This is a genomic window from Achromobacter sp. AONIH1 (assembly GCF_002902905.1).
Lineage (GTDB): Bacteria > Pseudomonadota > Gammaproteobacteria > Burkholderiales > Burkholderiaceae_B > Achromobacter.
In genome coordinates this window covers 2,820,870-2,840,890 of the sequence record NZ_CP026124.1, presented here as the reverse complement: position 1 = coordinate 2,840,890, position 20,021 = coordinate 2,820,870, and the positions used below count along the sequence as shown (strand labels likewise).

Below are 20,021 nucleotides of genomic sequence, written 5' to 3'. Positions count from 1 at the left end.
AATTGCTGAATTTCAGAATTTGGGGGATTCTTTGGGCGGTGTGTATGGCGTTTTTCCGTCACCGTAGAACCGCTTACGTGTTGCCTCCGCTACCCGGTTGCAAAGCAGTTCGCCCAAAGTAGGCCGATCCGTCTTGCATTGCTGGCGCAACTTCTTGAGCTGTTCCGGGTCTGCCACCAGCTCTTCTACTGTCGGGGTTTTCTTTTCTGCACTAGTGGCTTTGTGCGGTTTATCAGATTGACCGCATGCGACTAGCATTGCAGCGACGAGCGTGATGGCGAGTCTCATGGCATCAATTCCTCCGGAAGATCGGGATTTCGGCTTTTTGTTGACCTGAGAAACTCTGGCAATTCGATGGCCTGTACTCGCTGAATGAAGCGCGCAAGCTCGTCAAACGGATCGCCTTCAAGTCTGAGTAGATAGGTCGTCAAAGGTGGTACGCGTGTCGAAAGCGGCCTCGCCACGACTCCTGGCTCTCGGGAGGCTGCAATGTGTGCAGCCCCTGTAAGTCCGAGTGCAAAACCGGCAGATACCAACGCCATCATCAGGTCGAAAGTGGTAACCCGCTCGGCAACTAGAGGCTGCATTTCAGCCCGGCTAAGTACTCGCTCAATGTGCTTGGCGTGGCCCTCGCACACTTGAGGATCAGATAGCACTAGCGGGTAGCGCAGCAGTTCATCCAATGGAATTCGCTTAAGAGCCAGCAACGGATGCCGAGCTGGCAGCGCCACCATAAGCGTGTCAGTCCACGCGGGAAGTGCGACGATTCCATCACCTACGTCGTCGGACTGTGCAAAGCCGACGTCATACAGGTCGTCGTGCAATCCTTTGATTTGTTGGGATAGTGGCACCTCAAAAAAGCGAATCTCAACCTCGGGCTCCTCCTCGCGACACAACGCCAATAGGGCTGGTAAGCACAGTAGTGTTGCGCCGTCTGACAAGGCGACGCGGAGTTGTCCATGAAAGCCATTTTTTGCTGCCTTCACGCAGTCCCGCGCCTGTTGCAAGGATGCGAACACCCGAGGTGCGTGCTCCATGAGCATCAACCCAGCTCGTGTCAAACGCGTGCTTCTCGTGTTCCGAATAAAGAGCTGTGCTCCTAACTCCTCTTCGAGTTCTTTGATCGTGCGAGACAGTGGGGACTGCTCAATATGCAGTTTCGCAGCGGCGCGAGCGAAGTGAAGTTCCTCGGCGAGCGCCATAAAACAACGTAGATGTCGAATTTCCATGCGTCCCCTACTAATCGTCGATCTATTCAGTATTTAAAACTCGCTGCCATGCTGCGTTCTTCCAACTCAAGGACTCAGGGTGAAGATTGCAGATTCACATGCTCTGGCGAACCAGAAAGCGCTTTAGCGAGAACACCCCATTGCACGGCTGCGTCGGCGCGAGCACGGACCAGAGCCGCTCGCTGGGACAAGGTGCCACGCTCCGCTTCTGCAACAACGGTCGCATCCACCTGTCCCGCCTCAAAGAGGCGTCGACTGCGGTCAAGGAGTCGATCAGCGACGACAAGACCATCGACCTGATGCTGCAGAGAAGTCCGCTGGGTCTGCCAGCCCAGATAAGCGTTCTCCACATCCTGAAGCGCAAGCAAAACCGTGCGTTCCAGGTCAGCCTGTGCGCCGCGACTGCGTGCTGAGCCCTCGTCGATTCCCGCTTGTATTGCTCCACCGTCAAAGATCGGAAGCGTCACACCCAAGCCCAGAGAGAAAATGTTCCCTGCCACACGTGTTCCGTTGTTCTCGAAGCGTTGGCGCCCACCACTCAAATCGAGCACAAGTTTGGGGAACCGCTCGCCTTCTGCTGCGTTCCATCGCGCCGTCGCCGCTGCAAGACGCGCCTGCGCGGCTCTGACGTCGGGGCGCTGCTGCAGCAATTCGCCTGGCACGCTTCTGGGAGTCCAATCGGGCATGGTGAGAGAGGCAAGCGCAGGACCGCTGCCAAGCGCCCCCGGAATCCGGCCAACGAGCACATCCAAGGCATGCGTTGCTTCGCCGCGTACGCGTCGCAACTGCTCTTGCTCCACCCGGAGGGCGATGACCTCGGAACGCGTGCGTTCAATGTCAAAGCCCGTAGCTTGACCTGCCTTGAACTTCTGCTCTGTCAGACGCTCAAGGCGCTCGGCGACTTGAAGTCGCTCTTTTGCCAGATCTTCCAGCTCTGCCGCCTGCCGCTGCTGCAGTGCAGCGGACACTGTCTCAAAGGCGATCTGCCAACGTGTCGCGAACCAGTTCTGTTCGACAGCAACTGCGTCCATCCGTGCGCCATCAGCGGCATGCGAGAGGCGGCCCGCTAGATCAACTTCCCATGAAGCCGACAGCGGAAGCCTGGCATCGCTGCTGATGGTCGGTGCCAAAGAAAAGTCGCGCGCGCGCGTTGCTTGGGGCGTGAGCGCCAAGCTAGGGAACATTGAAGCGCGTGTACGTCGGGTGATCGCCACAGCTTCATCAATCCGCGCTCTTGCAATAGCGAGATCGGTGTTGTGCTCCAGCGCGTTGCGCACCAGCGCGTCAATCAGCGGATCACCGTACGCCGTCCACCACTCGGCCGGGAGTGCTTGTGCTGGCACCTGCTGCACAGCCAGACCCGCTTCGTTCATGAATTTGGCCGGAACCTCAACGCGTGATGTCTCCACCCTGTGAGGCGAGTGGCTGCACGCGGCGAGAAGCGTGATCGATAGGAATGCAACAGCAGTAAGGCCGCGGCGGGCGTAGGGATCGGACATGTTGAGCCACTAGGTTGTGAATTGAGGAGGCCGTCTTGACGGGCATAGTTCATGGCGTGTACTATACCGTCCAGACGGTTCATAAATCAAGCATCTTTGGAGTTTCACCATGGCAACTCGTATGAAATCAAGCCCAGAGGAGTCGCATTCGGCGGACAACGGCGCTGAAGCCCCCTCCATCTCTAAGAAAGCGCAACAAACACGGGAGCGCATCCTTCAAGCTGCGCGTGACGTAGTCATGGAGGGAGGTGCCGGGCACCTAACGCTTGACGCGGTCGTTGCACGGGCAGGAATGAGCAAAGGTGCGTTCCTGTACCACTTCAAGACCAAGCGCGATCTGCTCCTCACGATGATTGATGACCAGGTCTCGGCGTTTGATGGCGGGCAGGAAGAGCGAGAGCTGCCATTCGTCGGCGATCCAGACCCTTGGCTATCCAGCCAGGTCTCGGCTATGCCTGACGGCGGGATGCAAAAGATGAGCGCTGCATTGCTGGCGGCCGTGGCTGAAGACCCCACGCTGCTTGAGCCTGTGCGCGGCTGGTACCGCAGGCAGTACGAGAACGCGAGCAAATCTCCACGCGGCACCGATATCGCCGGAATCGTTCTATTTGCCTTGGACGGAGTCTTCCTCGCCGAAATGATGGGTTTTCCGACGTTTGCTGCCGAAGACCTTTCTCGACTCATGCACACCCTCCAGGCGCTCGCCCGCGGCGAACTGGAACTCACCCCTATTGATAAACGCTGATGAAAGGCCTTCCCGTGTCTTGCACTCCCTTTAAATCCCAGTCCTGGCAAATGCAGAAAGTCGGCCTCGCGTTTGTTCTGCTCGCATCGCTTGCCGGCTGTGGTAGTCAGAAGGAGCCTGCTTCCGATCCACCGCGAGCGGTCAAGCTGCTCACGGTGGGGGATGTAGGTTCTGTGGCCAATCGCATTGAATTGAGTGGTCTAGCTCGCTCCAGTGAGCGGAGTACCTTGGGGTTCGAGACTGGCGGGCGTATCAGCAAGCTTCATGTGGACGTGGGAGATCGCTTCTCTCGCGGACAGCTTCTGGCTGAGTTGGATGTTCAGCCCGAGCAACTCCGCCTAGAACAGGCTCGGGCGACACTCGCTGCTGCGGAAGCCGCATTGGCAGACAGAATCGTGCAGACAACGCAGCAAAGGGGGCTGCTTGAGGGCAACGTAATCTCCCCGGCTGCATTCGAGAGTGTGAAAGCACAGTTGGTTGCAGCTGAAGGCCAGGTGCGCAATGCAAAGGCCGCATTCGGCCTTGCCGAGCGTGCGCGAAGGGGGGCCGCCATTCATGCGCCATTCGACGGCGTCGTCGCGGAGAAACTCGCTCTGCCGTTCACAGATATTGCAGCCGGAGCGCCGGTGCTTCAAGTGGATGGACTACGCAGCGGCGTAGAAGTCCTTGCGACTGCATCGACGACCCAGGCGGCAAATATCAAAATTGGGCAGGTCGCCGAACTGCGCCTGAGCGAGTCAGCAAGTCCCGTTCGTGCTTCGGTACAACGCATCGGCTTGCGTGCTGAAAATGGCTCACTTTTACCTGTCGTGCTCGTTCCTCAAGATGCTACTCTTGCGCGCAGTCTTCGACCCGGGTCTGCCGTTCAAGTATTGCTGAAGGCACCGGAAGCGAAGGATGCCTCACCAGATCGTCTGATGCTTCCCTATTCGGCACTGGTGCTCAGTGAGAAAGCAGGACAAGCCGCAGTGTTTGTATATGACGTGACCGGAAAGAAGGTGCACCGCCGGGAAGTGCAATTCCAGAGCGAGCCAGGCGGCGACAACGTTCGCGTTGTGGGCGGCCTGAAGCGCGGCGAGATGGTAGTCGCGGCTGGCGCGAGTTGGCTGACGAACGAGCAACAAGTCACCCCACTCAAGGCCACGACCCAATTGGCCGGACGCTGACCCGCTACAGGAAGACTTCGCTATGAAGATCACAGAAATGGCGCTGCGCGCCAGCAGACTCACCTACCTTGCCGCGGTCATCATTCTTGTTGCCGGCATTGCCACGTTTCTCAATTTCCCTTCGCAGGAAGAGCCATCGGTCACGATTCGAGATGCGGTTGTTGCCGTTCTGAACCCTGGCATGCCAGCCGAACGTGTTGAGCAGTTGATCGCGCGTCCGATCGAGGAGCGTTTGCGGGAGCTGGCCGAGGTCAGGCGAGGTGGCCGACCCATGAACGCCGACCTGATTCGTTTTTCAATAGCGCTGGACGTTGTGGTGCCAGGGACTTACCAACCCGATGTGTGCCCATCCGGGGCAGTTACAGCCGTTACAGCCTCTGGAGAGGGAGCGGCTTGCCGCTCGGTGATAATCCCAGCTGTAGCGGCCTGATTACATCCGGCCGCTACACCTAGCTCCACCTTCAAACAAGGAATATCGTTGATGTCACTGTATCGCCGTCTAGTTCTGCTGTCTTGTCTCTCATGGCCGCTGGCTGGCTTTTCTGCCACCGCGCTGACCAACCTCGTCGCGGAACCATTCGCTAAACTCGAACAGGACTTTGGCGGCTCCATCGGTGTGTACGCGATGGATACCGGCTCAGGCGCAACTGTAAGTTACCGCGCTGAGGAGCGCTTCCCACTGTGCAGCTCATTCAAGGGCTTTCTTGCTGCCGCTGTGCTGGCTCGCAGCCAGCAGCAGGCCGGCTTGCTGGACACACCCATCCGTTACGGCAAAAATGCGCTGGTTCCGTGGTCACCCATCTCGGAAAAATATCTGACAACAGGCATGACGGTGGCGGAGCTGTCCGCGGCCGCCGTGCAATACAGTGATAACGCCGCCGCCAATTTGTTGCTGAAGGAGTTGGGCGGCCCGGCCGGGCTGACGGCCTTCATGCGCTCTATCGGCGATACCACGTTCCGTCTGGACCGCTGGGAGCTGGAGCTGAACTCCGCCATCCCAGGCGATGCGCGCGATACCTCATCGCCGCGCGCCGTGACGGAAAGCTTACAAAAACTGACACTGGGCTCTGCACTGGCTGCGCCGCAGCGGCAGCAGTTTGTTGATTGGCTAAAGGGAAACACGACCGGCAACCACCGCATCCGCGCGGCGGTGCCGGCAGACTGGGCAGTCGGAGACAAAACCGGAACCTGCGGAGTGTATGGCACGGCAAATGACTATGCCGTCGTCTGGCCCACTGGGCGCGCACCTATTGTGTTGGCCGTCTACACCCGGGCGCCTAACAAGGATGACAAGCACAGCGAGGCCGTCATCGCCGCTGCGGCTAGACTCGCGCTCGAGGGATTGGGCGTCAACGGGCAGTAAGGCTCTGAAAATCATCTATTGGCCCACCACCGCCGCCCTTGCGGGCGGCATGGATTACCAACCACTGTCACATTTAGGCTAGGAGCCTGCGCGGCAGAAGCCAAATCGGCGGAAGATCGAGGACGATACGGGGATGGCTGCCAGTTACCTTCCTTACCGACCCGACCAATCCTATCTGCTGCCCCCTTCTCTGGGAGAGTGGCTACCTGAAGGGCATCTTGCCTACTTCATCAGCGAGACTGTCGATACGCTGGACTTGAGCGCATTCCACGCCCGGTATGCCGGCGGTGGTCCGGGCAATCAGCCGTTTCATCCGGCGATGATGGTCAAAGTGCTGATCTATGGTTACGCGAGCGGCGTCTTCTCTTCGCGCAAACTAGCCAGGAAGCTGTACGAGGATGTCGCGTTGCGTGTGCTGGCCGCTGGAAACTTCCCGGCCCACCGCACGCTGAGTGACTTCCGTGCCCTACACCTGACCGAGCTTGAGAATTTGTTCGTTCAGGTGGTGCAACTGGCGCGCGAATGTGGGCTGGTGAAGCTTGGCACGATCGCGGTCGACGGCACCAAGGTAAAAGCCAACGCCAGCCGCCACAAGGCGATGAGCTATAAGCGCATGAAGCCGGCCGAGGACGAATTGCATTGCGAGATCAAGGCGCTGCTTGATCGCGCCAAGGCTACCGACGACCAGGAGCGTAACGAGCCGGAGCTGGACATTCCTGCCGAGATTTCTCGCCGCGAGAAGCGCCTGGAGGCGATCCAGGCGGCAAAGGCGCGCCTGGAAGCGCGCCAGCGTGAAGCGGACCAGGCCCGGGGGCGCAGCGAAGACGATGGCCGCCGGCCTCGCCATCCGGATGGCTCGGACAAGGGCGGTGGCTCGTACAAACGCGAGTTTGGTGTGCCGGATGACCGTGATCAGGAAAGCTTCACCGATCCGGACAGCCGGATCATGAAACACGCCGGTGGTGGCTCCGAGCAGAGCTACAACGGGTACACAGCGGTCGATGCCGAGCACCAGATCATCGTGGCGGCGGAGTTGACCAACTGCGCCGCGGACAGTCAGGCGCTGCTGGGCATGCTGGCAGCAGTTCAGGCCAACACCGGAGAAATGCCGGCCCAGACGCTGGCGGATGCGGGATTCCGTAGTGAGGCTGTTCTGGCAAAGGTCGCCGATCACCACGGCGATGTCATCGTTGCCCTCGGCCGCGAGGGACGTGAAGATGCCAAGGTCAATGCCAAGACCCATCCGCATACGGCGGCGATTGCGGCGAAATTGAAAACGGAGCAAGGCGATGCAGCTTACCGCCGGCGCAAGTCGATCGTGGAGGCTCCGAATGGTTGGATCAAGGCGGTGATGGGATTGCGTCAGTTCAGCATGAGGGGCCTGGACAAGGTGCAAGCCGAGTGGAAGCTCGTCTGCATGGCGCTAAATCTGAGGCGAATGGCGTATCTGTGAGGGCGAAGGTTAAATGGGGCGGCTCAAATGCACCCCAGTCGTCATAACACGCCGCGCGCCGCAAGATTGGTATCCTTGGCGCCGACGCCTTGCCAATTGCAGAGAGCGCCGCCGCCATCGTCAGTGCTCTACAGAAAACCGGTCACACGGCTCTGCCGCGCAGACTCCTAGCCTAAATGTGACAGTGGTTGGTAATCCATGCCGCCCGCAAGGGCGGCGGTGGTGGGCCAATAGATGATTTTCAGAGCCTTACTGCCCGTTGACGCCCAATCCCTCGAGCGCGAGTCTAGCCGCAGCGGCGATGACGGCCTCGCTGTGCTTGTCATCCTTGTTAGGCGCCCGGGTGTAGACGGCCAACACAATAGGTGCGCGCCCAGTGGGCCAGACGACGGCATAGTCATTTGCCGTGCCATACACTCCGCAGGTTCCGGTTTTGTCTCCGACTGCCCAGTCTGCCGGCACCGCCGCGCGGATGCGGTGGTTGCCGGTCGTGTTTCCCTTTAGCCAATCAACAAACTGCTGCCGCTGCGGCGCAGCCAGTGCAGAGCCCAGTGTCAGTTTTTGTAAGCTTTCCGTCACGGCGCGCGGCGATGAGGTATCGCGCGCATCGCCTGGGATGGCGGAGTTCAGCTCCAGCTCCCAGCGGTCCAGACGGAACGTGGTATCGCCGATAGAGCGCATGAAGGCCGTCAGCCCGGCCGGGCCGCCCAACTCCTTCAGCAACAAATTGGCGGCGGCGTTATCACTGTATTGCACGGCGGCCGCGGACAGCTCCGCCACCGTCATGCCTGTTGTCAGATATTTTTCCGAGATGGGTGACCACGGAACCAGCGCATTTTTGCCGTAACGGATGGGTGTGTCCAGCAAGCCGGCCTGCTGCTGGCTGCGAGCCAGCACAGCGGCAGCAAGAAAGCCCTTGAATGAGCTGCACAGTGGGAAGCGCTCCTCAGCGCGGTAACTTACAGTTGCGCCTGAGCCGGTATCCATCGCGTACACACCGATGGAGCCGCCAAAGTCCTGTTCGAGTTTAGCGAATGGTTCCGCGACGAGGTTGGTCAGCGCGGTGGCAGAAAAGCCAGCCAGCGGCCATGAGAGACAAGACAGCAGAACTAGACGGCGATACAGTGACATCAACGATATTCCTTGTTTGAAGGTGGAGCTAGGTGTAGCGGCCGGATGTAATCAGGCCGCTACAGCTGGGATTATCACCGAGCGGCAAGCCGCTCCCTCTCCAGAGGCTGTAACGGCTGTAACTGCCCCGGATGGGCACACATCGGGTTGGTAAGTCCCTGGCACCACAACGTCCAGCGCTATTGAAAAACGAATCAGGTCGGCGTTCATGGGTCGGCCACCTCGCCTGACCTCGGCATCCACGTTACGGACGGCCTCAGGAAGTCCTGGCCAAGCCCCGACTATTGGGGCGAGAAGATAGCACCGAGGGTACGCCGGTGTCAACACCAACTGAAAACTGACCCACTTTACCCCTGAATCACCAAAGTAATACTGACCCACCTGGATCATTCGGGTTTGGAATTTTTCCTGACCACTCCCGCCTTCCTCTTGTCCTTCAAGCGGTAGCTTTCGCCGCTCAGGGTCAGGATATGGCACTGTTGCAAAGTTAGCGATGAGGCAGCCTTTTGTCTTATTCAAAGGCCTTACATTTCAAAAACTCTGCTTACCAGGCGCATTTCGCCCAGGGGATCACCATAATAAAATGCTGAGGCCTGGCCTTTGCGTAGTGCACGCATCACCTCAATACCTTTGATGGTGGCGTAAGCCGTCTTCATGGATTTAAATCCCAGCGTGGCGCCGATTATCCGTTTCAGTTTGCCATGATCGCATTCAATCACGTTGTTCCGGTACTTAATCTGTCGGTGTTCAACGTCAGACGGGCACCGGCCTTCGCGTTTGAGCAGAGCAAGCGCGCGACCATAGGCGGGCGCTTTATCCGTGTTGATGAATCGCGGGATCTGCCACTTCTTCACGTTGTTGAGGATTTTACCCAGAAACCGGTATGCAGCTTTGCTGTTACGACGGGAGGAGAGATAAAAATCGACAGTGCGGCCCCGGCTGTCGACGGCCCGGTACAGATACGCCCAGCGGCCATTGACCTTCACGTAGGTTTCATCCATGTGCCACGGGCAAAGATCGGAAGGGTTACGCCAGTACCAGCGCAGCCGTTTTTCCATTTCAGGCGCATAACGCTGAACCCAGCGGTAAATCGTGGAGTGATCGACATTCACTCCGCGTTCAGCCAGCATCTCCTGCAGCTCACGGTAACTGATGCCGTATTTGCAGTACCAGCGTACGGCCCACAGAATGATGTCACGCTGAAAATGCCGGCCTTTGAATGGGTTCATGTGCAGCTCCATCAGCAAAAGGGGATGATAAGTTTATCACCACCGACTATTTGCAACAGTGCCAGAAATTGGGCTTAATGCCGAAAACAATAAAATAAAACAGCCAACCCTTGAGGTTCTTATGCGCCAGAATTTACCAGTGACGGGTCGAAACTTAGAACTCCCAAAAGATGCCAATATTCTTTCGACTACCTCCCCTCAAAGCCATATCACGTACGTTAATCCTGACTTCATTAAAATCAGTGGTTTCACTGAGGAAGAACTATTAGGCCAGCCTCACAACATCGTAAGACACCCAGATATGCCGCCTGCTGCATTTGAGCATATGTGGAGTACATTAAAATCTGGCCGCTCATGGATGGGGCTAGTAAAAAATCGCTGTAAAAATGGCGACCACTATTGGGTAAGTGCTTATGTAACGCCAATAGCTAACGCTGGATCTGCGTGAATTCCAGCAGCAGCAAGAGAAAGACTTTCTACAAACCAGCTTACAGCAGGCTAAATTTAACCAGAAAAAAGCCGCTGAATTACTGGGTCTGACTTATCATCAGCTACGTGCCTTGCTGAAGAAACACCAGATCTAATACGCATTTGCAGGTGTCATACTGGCGGGTTTGACGCATAACGTCATAAGGTTTACCATGGCGTCATTACTGTATAAAAACACAGGCATAGATATGACTCTGGCATTAGTTGGCGAAAAAATTGACAGAAATCGCTTCACCGGTGAGAAAGTTGAAAATAGTACATTTTTTAACTGCGATTTTTCAGGTGCCGACCTGAGCGGCACTGAATTTATCGGCTGCCAGTTCTATGATCGCGAAAGTCAGAAAGGGTGCAATTTTAGTCGCGCAATGCTGAAAGATGCCATTTTCAAAAGCTGTGATTTATCAATGGCAGATTTCCGCAACGTCAGTGCCTTGGGCATTGAAATTCGCCACTGCCGCGCACAAGGCGCAGATTTCCGCGGTGCAAGCTTTATGAATATGATCACCACGCGCACCTGGTTTTGCAGCGCATATATCACTAATAGGTGTGTTCTCCGGCGGAAACTCCCGCTCCAGCAGGCCGCGCAGCAGGTCGGCCACGGTCACGCCTTGCGTGAAGGCCGACACCTTGATGCGCGCCCGCATGGCGGGCGTGATGTCGAGCGTGAGGCGGGCCGTGTAGAGGTCGCCTTTGCCCAGCGCGTCGGCATCGCCCTGACGAATCCACGCCTCGGCGTGCGGATTCGCGGGCGGACGTGCGCCGATGCCGACGCGCTTGCCCGTGCGTTTGCTGTTGGGTGGCTGCTGCGCTGTCATGTCGGCCACCGCAGCAGTTCGTCCACCAGGGCGGTGATTTCGCGGGCGGCGGCACTGTCGGGCGCTGTCTCGCGTGCGAGCCGGCCAGCGGCCACGCTGTCGGCGAAGACGATGCGCTGATGCACCTCCGAGCGCAGCGCGGGCAGCGGCTGTTCGGCGAGCGATTGCCGCGCCTCGCGCCCGATGATGGTGGTGCTGACGCGCCGGTTGATGACGAAGGCCGCGCGGAGCAGCGGCCGGAACACCTGCGCCTCGCGGATCAGCGAAACCATTTCCGAGCTGGCCCAGAGGTCGTAGGGGCTGGGCTGCACCGGGATCAGCACGCGCTCGGCCGCCAGCAGCGCGGAGCGCGCCAAGGCGGCGATGCGCGGCGGCCCGTCGATGATGACGTGATCGGCCCGCCTGGCGAGTTCTGGCGCTTCCTGATGCAGCGTTTCGCGTGCGAGGCCCACGGCGCTGAACAGCCGTGGCAAGCCTTGCTGGCTTCTGCGCTGCGTCCAGTCCAGGGATGAACCCTGCGGGTCGGCATCGAGCAGGACGACATGCTGGCCGCGCATCGCCAGTTCGCCCGCGATGTGCGTGGCGAGCGTGGTCTTGCCGACACCGCCTTTCTGGTTGAGCAGAGCGAGGATCATGGCGCGGCCCTCCCTGCTGGAAAGCCGGGCTTTACCTGCCGTGCAAAACGCTGTTCGCCGTGCCGTTTCTCGGTTGTCCACCGAAACGGCGCGCTTCTACTAAAAGTTATGTATTTCTTGTTAGGGAAGTTAGAGGGGCCGCAAACCCGCGCCGTTATTGGCTTTCCGGCGTTTTCGTACTCCTGATAGCACGATAGGCGTACTCCCGATAGCACGATACCCGGTACTCCTGATAGCACGAGGCCGTCCACACCTTTTCCACGAGTTATCCCCGTGCCGTGTGCAGCACGGGCCGGAAGGTCAGCAGTTCTTGTCCGTCGTCCGGCATTCGCTCGATGCCCAGGACGTAGCCGGGCAGCGACTGCCGCGCCACCAGGACGCGCAGGTCGTAAGCGAAGTCGGAGAAGCGCGCAGCGCTGCCCGACTTGCGGTGCAGGTGCCGGAAGTCGAATTGCCAGCCGCCCGGCTGCTTGCCGCCGTGCTTGCGCACCAGGCGGTACAGCCAGCGCTCGATCCCGCCCTTCAAGCGGAAATAGGCTGGGTCGATGGTCAGCACCAAGGCGGCATCGAGCACGCCCGCATAGAACCAGTCCGGCAGGATCAGTTCGATGCCCAGCGGCACGCCGCTGGCATCGGCCAGTTCCTTCCACTCGTTGATCCACGAGAAGCGATGCAATCGCCTTCCCGTGGTTTCGCGGATGGACGTGGCCACCGTGGTCGATTGCAGCCGGTCGAGCGCGGCTTTCAGGCGCAGGTAGTCGTTGAGAGACGTGCCGCGCCCGATGAAGCGCAGGATCTCGTAGGGAGTGGCGCGTATCCAGCGCGACGGGCGCAAGCCCGCGTCGCGCGCCTCCACGATCTGCGAGGCGGCCCAAATCAGCAGGTCGGCATCCCATATCGTTGCGATGCCGTGCTCCTGCGTACCCTCCACGCGGATGGTGATGCCGCCGGCGCGGAAGTCGATCGGCGCGGTACGCCGCGACTTCGCCAGCGAGAAGAACGGAAAGGCCATCAAGTCCTGGCTGTCGCGGGGTGCCATGTCGCCCGGCAGCGCGCGGAACAGGTCGAGCTGTTCGCGCTGCAAGGCTTGCCCTGGCGGGCTGGACATGGCGACGGCCACCCACGCGCCAGCGATCAGCGGCCATCACGGTAATCGCCCGCGTGGCGTTCGGCATATTCCGGGTCGGAAGTCGCCTCGTAGCTGCGCTGGTCGGCCCAGGCATCGAGGTCGGACACCGCGTACATGACGCGGCGGCCGAACTTGCGGAACTTCGGGCCGCCGCCGATCACGCGCTGTTTCTCCAGCGTGCGTGGCGACAGGCGCAGGTACTCGGCGGCTTCGTCGTTGGTCAGGTAGCGTTGGGGCTGCGCAGGCGCAGCGACAGCAGCGGCGGCAGGCCGCAAGGGAGCGGGTCGCATGGGATGTACCTCCATCAAGCCCGGCCACACCACGCGGCCGGTTAGAGGCACTTTCAAGAAAGCGAGGCTGCTTGCTAAGGGACGATCTACGGGGGACGCGAAACGTCCCCCCCTACTGCAACGGCGGCGGAAGCTGTGCCAGGCGGCGATAGCCGCCACGCATCAGCGCATCGCCACGACGTACCAGCCGCCGCACGCGGGCACGTAAGGCGCTGTCCTTGTGCCAGTCGGCGGCGACGGCATCGGCGCCGAACAGCCCTTCGGCCACTTCGCGCAATGACGCGCCCGCCAGGGTCGCGTCGAGCGTCTGCAAGGTGTGCAGTTCCAGCACCGCGGCCGTCGTGGGCCTGGAACGGGCCGCCGCCGCAGGCGTGGCAACCGTGGCCACGGCCAATGCGTCCAGCTCGGACGCGAGCGTGCGATAGCGCGCGCAGGGCGTGGCGCAGGCGCGGGTGGCGTAGAGGTAGGCCATGCCGTCTTCCAGGCCCGGCGCGAGCGCGAGCCGCAGGCAGCAGCCGGGCCAATGCGACACCAGCACCAGGCGCTTGCCGTCGTGGATCAGTTGCTTGCGGCCAGGGACGCGCCAGAACTCGAAGGCATGGGCTTCGGGTGGCGGGTCATCGTCCGGGTAAACCTGCACGACGGCATCGTGATCGGGAAACCAGGCCGGATGCGCGTCGCGCGCATCCAGGGCTGGGTCTTCCAGCAGGCGCAGGCCCCACGCCTGCGCCGTGTCCGGCCGGCGGCGGCGGCGCAGCCAGTCGCGGCGGTAGTCGGGATTTCGGCGCAGGTATTCCCACGCCAGCGCAGGGCCGTCAAGGTGCAGAACGTAGAGATAGGCCGCTGTCGGATACCAGTGTTCGGCGCTGCGATCAGTCATGGCGAAACCTCCCTCTGTTTGGGATGCGTCGCCACGATTTCCGCGATGCGGGAACTATCGAAATGCCATCAGGTCGTCATCAAAATTGGTTAGGCTGTAACTGTCGGTGTCAAGACCATTTGGCTCTGCGTGTTGCGGAAATCGTCTGAATGCGACGGCTACGCCTTCAGGAAAATGACGCGCAGCACCGAACACCGTGCCGCAGCCCGCGCCCAAGATCAGGACTGTTTTCAACAGGATCGCACCACTTCGGTGCAAGAATGCGGATTCAGACCTGCACGGTCTTGATCAAGATTGAAATAGTCACGATGCGCCCCGGCTGGCTAGGCCGCGCTGGTTTTCATCAGTCCGTGATCGCGCCGTTCTCCTGCGCCAGCCGGACGTACTCCGATAACGGGCGCACCGCCTGGAAATACCGATCCCGCCGCACCGGCAGCTTGCGCGGCCCGACGATGCCCGCCAGGTCGGACAGCTTGACCATCCCGAGCTCAGGCATACCGATACCGAGGTCGATCAGGCCGTAGGCCGTGTCGCCATCCGCCGGGTCGAGCGACACCAGCAGCCAGGTCACATGCGCGTCCGGGGTGAACAAGCGCACCACGGGCAGCGGGTCGAGCCGCTGACCAGCGGCGAGCGCCGCGCCGTGGGCCAGCAGCCGGGCGCGTTCATCAGCGGTGACAAGCGGCAGGGTCATGGGCAGCTTCTCCACGAAACCGACGATGCGCGAATGCGCTTTGGTGCCGAAGCGCAGAACTGCCGAAACGCATCCGTGCATTCGTGTGGAAGCACCGATGTGCAAGCCATCGCATCCGTAGAAGAACAGAAGCGCCGAAGCGGAATTGTCGGAAGCCGGAAAGACACGGATGCGATTCCCCGGTTCTGTCGGAATCCGCATCTGCGGATTTCCGTAAAAGCACGAAAGCGGGCCTTTCAGCCATGAATGAACACTATAGATTGTAGCCCTATAGGGCGCAATGGGCTGTCATCTTGGTTTTTATGGGGAAACCAAGTTAGTGACAGCGAAACACTCATTGGCAACGGCAATACGGACAGTCAGGAAGGCGCGAGGCTTGAGCCAGGAAGCGTTCTCCGACGTGTCCAGCCGCACCTATATGAGTACGCTGGAGCGCGACTTGAAAAGTCCGACCCTGCACAAGCTGACCGAGCTGTGCGAGGTCATGGAAGTGCATCCGCTGACGCTGTTGACGCTGGCCTACGCCGGCGACGACACGCACAAGGCCGACGAACTGCTGGCGCGGGTGCGCCAGGAGTTCGAGGCCGTGCTGAAAGAGCGCGACGCGCCCTAGCGCGTCTGAATGCCCGCAAGCGGAGCGCGCAGCGCCGCCAGGCGCGAAGGCGTGAGGGATTGAAGCCGAATGGACATGACGCCATTGGCGGCATGGGGCGCAGCCCGAAAGCCCGGCGGCGCAATGCGCCGACACGCCATGCTGTTCCTACTGCCACGGGCTTCGAGCCATTCGACCATCACCAATGCAATGCTGGCCTTGGACATGCGGGACATGGGGCAACTGCCGAAACCCTGTGCGTGCGATGCTGCGATCAGCAGCACCGCGCCCCGCCGCAATGGGCGGGGCGCGGTGGGCGGCCGTCAGGCCGCCTTGGGCTTGCTGCGCGACCAGATGAGGTCGTGCGTGTCATTCTCGCCTTCGATCAGGCGGGCATAGACCGTCGCCGGGAATGAAGGATCGTCGATGGCCACCGACAGGTAATCCCGCCCGGCCTCGCTGGTTTTCTTCCACGCCGCGCCGAAGTCGTGGCCGGCCGCTTGCAGGCGGAAGTCCGGGGCGCTTTCGTTCTCGCCCTTGTCGTTGGGAACCAGCTTGACCTTGAAGTTGAGGGTCAGGGTGCGGAGCTGGCCGGTGAAGCCGTCTTTCTCTGCGGTGAAGGTGCCGATGTTAGCCATGATGATTTCTCCTTTCGGGTTGAACAAGGTCGCGCCAGTGCGTCCTTGTTGTGATCCGTCCGGCGGGGGATGGGCTGGCCGCACCGCGCAGCGGTCGCAACACCGTGGAGAACCTGGAAGCGAAAAGAATTTGTCCCGCGAGGAATGCGCGCAGCGCAGGGGGAATTGTTTTCGCTGGAAGGTTGCGGCCATGAAGCCCAGCCACCGCCAGGATTCACAACAACACAAGGACGTACTGGCCGCCCGCTCCCGAATGGAGGCATGGCCGACTCGGCATCCCCGCGCGACGGCTTCACCGGCCTGCGCCCTGACACGGGCAAGGACAATGCCCAGCGACAAGGTGAAAGCGTCCCTACTGCTGCTTGCGGCCCTTTGCGTGAGGCGTGGCGTGGAAGCTCCATTGCAAGGCCGGGCGGCGTGTCGGTGAACCGTCCTTCGTGACGTACAGGCGACGAACCGCCAGCGTCGAGGACGGCACGCTTTCGTGCAACCTGCGGCAGCAAGCCGGGGCGTAGCCCCACACGCCCGTCCATTGCGGTGGGGCGCGTTCGGAATGTCGTCGGCGCTGTGCGCCGACGCACTTATGGGCTTCGAGGGTTTCCCGCGCACAAGGTCACTTGTGCGCCGCCCCTTCGCCGTCCGCCCGAAGGCGGCGAAGGGGCGTTCTGGCTTTGGGCTTGGAAACCGGGCGCGGCCACCGCCGCGCCCGGATTTTTGACCATCGGCACCAGGGCGGAACGGCCTGGGGCCGATGCTGATGGAACAGCGAAGCGCCCCGGCCGAAACCGGGGCGCTCGGTGGTGGTGAAGGTCAGGCGGCGAGTGCGTGGGCCTGCTGCTCGTCGTCGTTGTCGATGGCTTCCGGCTCGTCGTTCGTCACCGCCTGCGGCGCATCCTGCGCCGTGGTGTCGTCGGTGCCTTCGGCCTTGAAGATGGCAGGCATCCAGCCGGTGCCATCGGCCAGCCGCTCGGCTTCGCTGGCAATGTCGGCCTTCTTCAACTTCGCCAGCCGGGTGACGTGCGCCGGGGCGTACTGCTCCACGGCTTCCAGAATCGCGGCCTTCGGCACATGCCGGAAATAACCCTCATTGGTGGGCTTCCACCATGCGGCCATGTCCAAGCCGACAGCCTGCGCCAGTTCCGCGCCCGGTTGCTGCGGCGTGGCGCGGGGTGTCACCACGTCCACCGTGACGGCCACGGATATCGCCAGCAGCCGCACCAGTTCATCTTGCGACTTCGCTAGCAGCACGGCGAACAGTTCGGCGCTGTCCTCCGGCAAGCCTTCGCCTGCTACCTGCTGCAACTCGCGCAGCGCCACGGCGGCGGGCGAATCCGGTATATCCGGGGCGATGCCTTCCAGCCGGTCTTGCGCTTTCAGGCTCACGCCCAGCGGCAAGTCGTGGCCGTAGTGGCTGCCCTGCAAGACGGTCTGCACCATGCCATGCACCAGCGCGGCCAGCGCCACTTGCGGATGCCGGGCGACTTCGATTTGCAGCGCGGCGGTGCGGTGGGCGCTCAACCGCTGCGCCAGCTTGTCGGACATGGCGGCGGTCTTGGGCTGCTCGTCGTCCTCGCCTTCGTCGTCGTTCCCGGCTTCGCTTTCGCTGCCGAAACCTTGGCGCAGGCGTTCCAGTGTGCGCAGCGCCTTGGCCTCGGCCTCGCGCATCAACCCGCGATGAATCACTGCCTGCCCGTTGCGGTCGATGGTGACGATGGCACCGGCTGCGGCCTTCACGGTCGTGCCGTAGTCCTGCAAGCCATCTTCCAGCGCCTGCAACTGCTCGCCCACGGCTTCGCCTTCTTCCTGCAAGGCATCGGCCTTTTCCTCGTCCTCGGTATCAAGCGCGTCATCCACGGCGGCGGCCAGTTCGTGCATCTTGGTTTGCAGCTTCTCGATGCGCTGCGCTTCGCGCTTGTTCGGTTCGCGGCGCTCCCTCGGCGCACGCTGGAAGGCGTGCAGGTCGGCATGGGTCACGGCGGGGGTGGCATCCACCCACGCCCAGCCTTCGTCCTTCACCTCGGCGGCGATACCTGCCAGCTTGTCTTGCGCCAGCCGTTCCAGCAGCGCGGCATCGGTCAGATACACGCCCGCGTCACCTTCCGCGAACAGGTCACGGCGCACACCACCGCCTGCGGCTCCGTAGGTATCCAGCCCCACGAAACGCACCAGCGGATGCCGGTATGCGTCAATCTCGCGCTCGGTGAGGCGGTCGCGCAATTGGGAAGGGTTGCGCTGCCACGTCGGCGCGTCGTAGAACGCGGTTTCCTGCGCGGCGTGGTCGTCGGTGATGGCAAGGGCCATCAACTGATCGAGCGTCACGGCTTCGGCGCGGTAGTCGGCCAGCAGCCGGGGCGAGACGTTCGCCAGCTTCAAGCGGCGCTGCACCACCAGCGGCGTGACGCTGAAATCGGCGGCTATGTCCTCGATGGGTCGGCCTTCGGCCACCAGCGCGGCGAATGCCTCGAACTGGTCGGCGGGGTGCATGGCTTCGCGCTGCACGTTCTCGGTGAGGCTGGCCGTGCGGGCGGTGCCATCGGCCACCAACAGGCAAGGCACTTCCCATTCCTTGCTGATGCGGCGCTTCTTCGCCAGCAGCTTCAACGCGGCCAGCCTGCGGCCACCGGCCACGACTTCGTAATGCTCGCCATCGGCGGCGGCAATGACGATGAGGTTTTGCAGCAGGCCGACACGCTGAATGCTCGCGGCGAGTTCGGGAATGGACATGCGCGGGGTCTTGCGCACGTTGCGGCCAGCAGGACGCGACACCAGCCGCGACAGCGGAACCAAAATCAGGTTCTTGGTCGGGTCGGCGGCTTCCAGCGGGATAGCGGCGGCGGTGTTGAGGGCGCGGGCTTCGGTTTGGGTAATGGCGTTCATGGTGATAACTCCTATCGGTTCAGGGATGCAGCAGCGAAGAAAGCGGCAAGGGCTGCTGCCTGCCCCTGCCGCGTGGGGAATCAGGCCTTCAACTGGCGCAGGCCATCGGCCAACATCCAGAGGGCGCGATTGAGGCGCACATCGGAATCAATGCCCTGCACGGGGCGGGTCTGCTGGCGGCGTCCGTTGGCGCTGCGGCCATGCAATCCGCCTTTGGTCAGGTTTTCTTGGGTGCGGTTGAACACGCTCCACAAGTCCGGGCGGCGGTCGTCGAACCGGCGCGGCATCAGGATTTGGCTTTCCGTGATGGGCGCGGGCTTGTTATCGGTGGGGTCGTACTTGAGGGCCAGCGCGGAACGGGCGAACACTTCGGCTTCGCCTTCGTCCAGCGTGATAGCGCGCATCAGGTCGCGGGATTCCTTCACGCGTTCGAAGCCGCTCAACACCTCGAAAGCGCCTTCGATGACAGAACCGGCCACGTCGCCCTTGTGCGGCACGCGCACATCGGCCACGGTATCGCCGCACACAAGGCCATTGCTGCAAACGAACCGGAACATTCCGGCCAGCATCTGATAGCTGCTGGTGCCGTCGTGCGAGTTCAGCAGCACGATTTCATTGGCTTCCGCGCCGTTGATCTGACTGGCATGGCGCAGGCGAATCATGTGTTTGGTGTAGTCGCGGCGGTCGTCGTGCCGCACGCGGGTTTGCGCTGCCATGAAGGGTTCAAACCCTTCCTTGCGCAGTTCCGCCAGCACGGCGGCGGTGGGAATGTAGGCGTACCGTTCGGAGCGGCTATCGTGCGGGGCCTCCGCGAAGATGGACGGGGCTACGCGGCGGATTTGGTCGTCGGACAGCGGGTAGTCACTGCGCAGCGTCGGGGAATGGGAAGCGAATCGAGATGCGAGTTGCATGGTTTTCTCCAATGAGTTGCTGTGGTTTCAAAGCTGACCGGATTCCAAGATTCGGAGCCCGTTGTGGCTTCGGTTGGTTCGGCGCAGAGACCTGGGCCGGTCCTGTTTGCCGCCGTCTTTCCTGAGTTCATCGCCCGCGAAAAACCGGGCCAGCGAGGGACTGGCCGTCAAGGGAGAAGCGCAGGGTTGGTGCGGCCCGCAGCGCAGCGAGGACTCGGCCCTGCGCGCCTTGACGGCCAGGCACCGCGGGCTACGG

Annotated in this window: 21 protein-coding genes and 4 pseudogenes; 9 read left to right on the top strand and 16 right to left on the bottom strand. The window is 61.3% G+C overall.

The features are described from left to right. Positions 1 to 12 precede the first annotated feature (12 nt). From C2U31_RS12890 to C2U31_RS12880, 3 genes are all read right to left on the bottom strand, one after another. Complete coding sequence (locus tag C2U31_RS12890; protein ID WP_004883082.1) at positions 13 to 288, bottom strand: EexN family lipoprotein; 276 nt, start codon at positions 286 to 288, stop codon at positions 13 to 15. Beyond that, entirely contained in the window at positions 285 to 1,229 is a 945-nt protein-coding gene (locus C2U31_RS12885) for a LysR family transcriptional regulator (RefSeq protein WP_004883081.1), read from the bottom strand. Before C2U31_RS12885 ends, C2U31_RS12890 begins: the two co-directional genes overlap by 4 nt. Before the next feature lie 74 nt (positions 1,230 to 1,303). Further along, the gene (locus tag C2U31_RS12880) at positions 1,304 to 2,728 is read right to left on the bottom strand and encodes an efflux transporter outer membrane subunit (protein WP_028699135.1); all 1,425 of its coding nucleotides are present in this window, start codon (positions 2,726 to 2,728) and stop codon (positions 1,304 to 1,306) included. A 109-nt stretch (positions 2,729 to 2,837) separates the two neighbouring features. Between C2U31_RS12880 and C2U31_RS12875 the strand changes: the two genes are divergently transcribed. From C2U31_RS12875 to C2U31_RS12855, 5 genes are all read left to right on the top strand, one after another. Then, positions 2,838 to 3,473 (top strand): TetR/AcrR family transcriptional regulator, encoded by a 636-nt coding sequence (locus tag C2U31_RS12875; RefSeq protein WP_022652140.1) that lies wholly within the window; start codon positions 2,838 to 2,840, stop codon positions 3,471 to 3,473. Next, complete coding sequence (locus tag C2U31_RS12870; RefSeq protein WP_023123862.1) at positions 3,473 to 4,639, top strand: efflux RND transporter periplasmic adaptor subunit; 1,167 nt, start codon at positions 3,473 to 3,475, stop codon at positions 4,637 to 4,639. The genes C2U31_RS12875 and C2U31_RS12870 overlap by 1 nt, the downstream gene beginning before the upstream one ends. A gap of 22 nt (positions 4,640 to 4,661) precedes the next feature. Continuing rightward, complete coding sequence (locus C2U31_RS30980) at positions 4,662 to 5,069, top strand: efflux RND transporter permease subunit (RefSeq protein ID WP_104444753.1); 408 nt, start codon at positions 4,662 to 4,664, stop codon at positions 5,067 to 5,069. Between the two features lie 51 nt (positions 5,070 to 5,120). Then, a complete protein-coding gene (locus C2U31_RS12860; protein ID WP_004199234.1) occupies positions 5,121 to 6,002 on the top strand; it encodes a carbapenem-hydrolyzing class A beta-lactamase KPC-2 in 882 nt (293 codons plus the stop codon). A gap of 133 nt (positions 6,003 to 6,135) precedes the next feature. Then, positions 6,136 to 7,455 carry an IS1182-like element ISKpn6 family transposase gene (locus tag C2U31_RS12855; protein WP_004152397.1) on the top strand — a complete coding sequence of 440 codons (1,320 nt, stop codon included), beginning with the start codon at positions 6,136 to 6,138 and terminating at the stop codon, positions 7,453 to 7,455. A 249-nt stretch (positions 7,456 to 7,704) separates the two neighbouring features. Here the strand turns inward: C2U31_RS12855 and C2U31_RS12850 are convergent, their stop codons facing one another. The 3 genes and pseudogenes from C2U31_RS12850 to C2U31_RS12835 form a co-directional block, all read right to left on the bottom strand. Further along, entirely contained in the window at positions 7,705 to 8,586 is an 882-nt protein-coding gene (locus C2U31_RS12850) for a carbapenem-hydrolyzing class A beta-lactamase KPC-2 (RefSeq protein ID WP_004199234.1), read from the bottom strand. A gap of 386 nt (positions 8,587 to 8,972) precedes the next feature. Continuing rightward, a pseudogene (locus C2U31_RS12840) lies at positions 8,973 to 9,071 on the bottom strand (AAA family ATPase); the annotation flags it as partial. Positions 9,072 to 9,110: 39 nt separating this feature from the next. Continuing rightward, positions 9,111 to 9,815 carry an IS6-like element IS26 family transposase gene (locus C2U31_RS12835; RefSeq protein WP_001067855.1) on the bottom strand — a complete coding sequence of 235 codons (705 nt, stop codon included), beginning with the start codon at positions 9,813 to 9,815 and terminating at the stop codon, positions 9,111 to 9,113. Positions 9,816 to 9,936: 121 nt separating this feature from the next. Here C2U31_RS12835 and C2U31_RS12830 point away from each other — a divergent pair. From C2U31_RS12830 to C2U31_RS12820, 3 genes and pseudogenes are all read left to right on the top strand, one after another. After that, positions 9,937 to 10,257: pseudogene (locus C2U31_RS12830) on the top strand (PAS domain-containing protein); the annotation flags it as partial. Further along, a complete protein-coding gene (locus tag C2U31_RS31225; protein ID WP_199771030.1) occupies positions 10,250 to 10,399 on the top strand; it encodes a helix-turn-helix domain-containing protein in 150 nt (49 codons plus the stop codon). The pseudogene C2U31_RS12830 and the gene C2U31_RS31225, both read left to right, overlap by 8 nt. A 93-nt stretch (positions 10,400 to 10,492) precedes the next feature. Further along, positions 10,493 to 10,846 (top strand): annotated as a pseudogene (locus C2U31_RS12820) (pentapeptide repeat-containing protein); the annotation flags it as partial. Here C2U31_RS12820 and C2U31_RS12815 read toward each other — a convergent pair. The 6 genes and pseudogenes from C2U31_RS12815 to C2U31_RS30975 form a co-directional block, all read right to left on the bottom strand. Continuing rightward, positions 10,847 to 11,119 (bottom strand): annotated as a pseudogene (locus tag C2U31_RS12815) (chromosome partitioning protein ParB); the annotation flags it as partial. Further along, positions 11,116 to 11,754: a ParA family partition ATPase gene (gene parA / locus C2U31_RS12810; RefSeq protein WP_004883061.1), complete on the bottom strand. Its 639-nt coding sequence runs from the start codon at positions 11,752 to 11,754 to the stop codon at positions 11,116 to 11,118. The gene parA and the pseudogene C2U31_RS12815, both read right to left, overlap by 4 nt. Positions 11,755 to 12,019: 265 nt before the next feature. Continuing rightward, positions 12,020 to 12,874, bottom strand: a complete 855-nt coding sequence (locus C2U31_RS12800) for a replication initiator protein A (protein WP_028699137.1) — start codon at positions 12,872 to 12,874, stop codon at positions 12,020 to 12,022. Positions 12,875 to 12,888: 14 nt separating this feature from the next. Next, positions 12,889 to 13,173: an AlpA family transcriptional regulator gene (locus C2U31_RS12795; RefSeq protein WP_004883058.1), complete on the bottom strand. Its 285-nt coding sequence runs from the start codon at positions 13,171 to 13,173 to the stop codon at positions 12,889 to 12,891. A 112-nt stretch (positions 13,174 to 13,285) separates the two neighbouring features. After that, complete coding sequence (locus tag C2U31_RS12790; RefSeq protein WP_004883055.1) at positions 13,286 to 14,053, bottom strand: DUF2285 domain-containing protein; 768 nt, start codon at positions 14,051 to 14,053, stop codon at positions 13,286 to 13,288. Between the two features lie 343 nt (positions 14,054 to 14,396). Continuing rightward, entirely contained in the window at positions 14,397 to 14,948 is a 552-nt protein-coding gene (locus C2U31_RS30975) for a DUF2958 domain-containing protein (protein WP_004883053.1), read from the bottom strand. 118 nt (positions 14,949 to 15,066) lie between these two features. On the opposite strand from C2U31_RS30975, the gene C2U31_RS12780 reads away from it, so the two are divergent. Next, the gene (locus C2U31_RS12780) at positions 15,067 to 15,360 is read left to right on the top strand and encodes a helix-turn-helix domain-containing protein (RefSeq protein ID WP_064717570.1); all 294 of its coding nucleotides are present in this window, start codon (positions 15,067 to 15,069) and stop codon (positions 15,358 to 15,360) included. Here C2U31_RS12780 and C2U31_RS30525 read toward each other — a convergent pair. The 4 genes from C2U31_RS30525 to C2U31_RS12755 all read right to left on the bottom strand — a co-directional run bounded on the left by C2U31_RS30525 (position 15,357) and on the right by C2U31_RS12755 (position 19,765). Further along, on the bottom strand, positions 15,357 to 15,575 hold the full coding sequence (locus tag C2U31_RS30525) for a hypothetical protein (RefSeq protein ID WP_103790875.1): 219 nt from the start codon (positions 15,573 to 15,575) through the stop codon (positions 15,357 to 15,359). The genes C2U31_RS12780 and C2U31_RS30525 overlap by 4 nt on opposite strands. A gap of 87 nt (positions 15,576 to 15,662) precedes the next feature. Further along, complete coding sequence (locus tag C2U31_RS12775) at positions 15,663 to 15,977, bottom strand: DUF736 domain-containing protein (protein WP_004883051.1); 315 nt, start codon at positions 15,975 to 15,977, stop codon at positions 15,663 to 15,665. A gap of 810 nt (positions 15,978 to 16,787) precedes the next feature. After that, the gene (locus tag C2U31_RS12760; protein WP_004883050.1) at positions 16,788 to 18,854 is read right to left on the bottom strand and encodes a ParB/RepB/Spo0J family partition protein; all 2,067 of its coding nucleotides are present in this window, start codon (positions 18,852 to 18,854) and stop codon (positions 16,788 to 16,790) included. 80 nt (positions 18,855 to 18,934) lie between these two features. Further along, positions 18,935 to 19,765 (bottom strand): DUF932 domain-containing protein, encoded by an 831-nt coding sequence (locus C2U31_RS12755; protein ID WP_004883049.1) that lies wholly within the window; start codon positions 19,763 to 19,765, stop codon positions 18,935 to 18,937. Positions 19,766 to 20,021 lie beyond the last annotated feature (256 nt).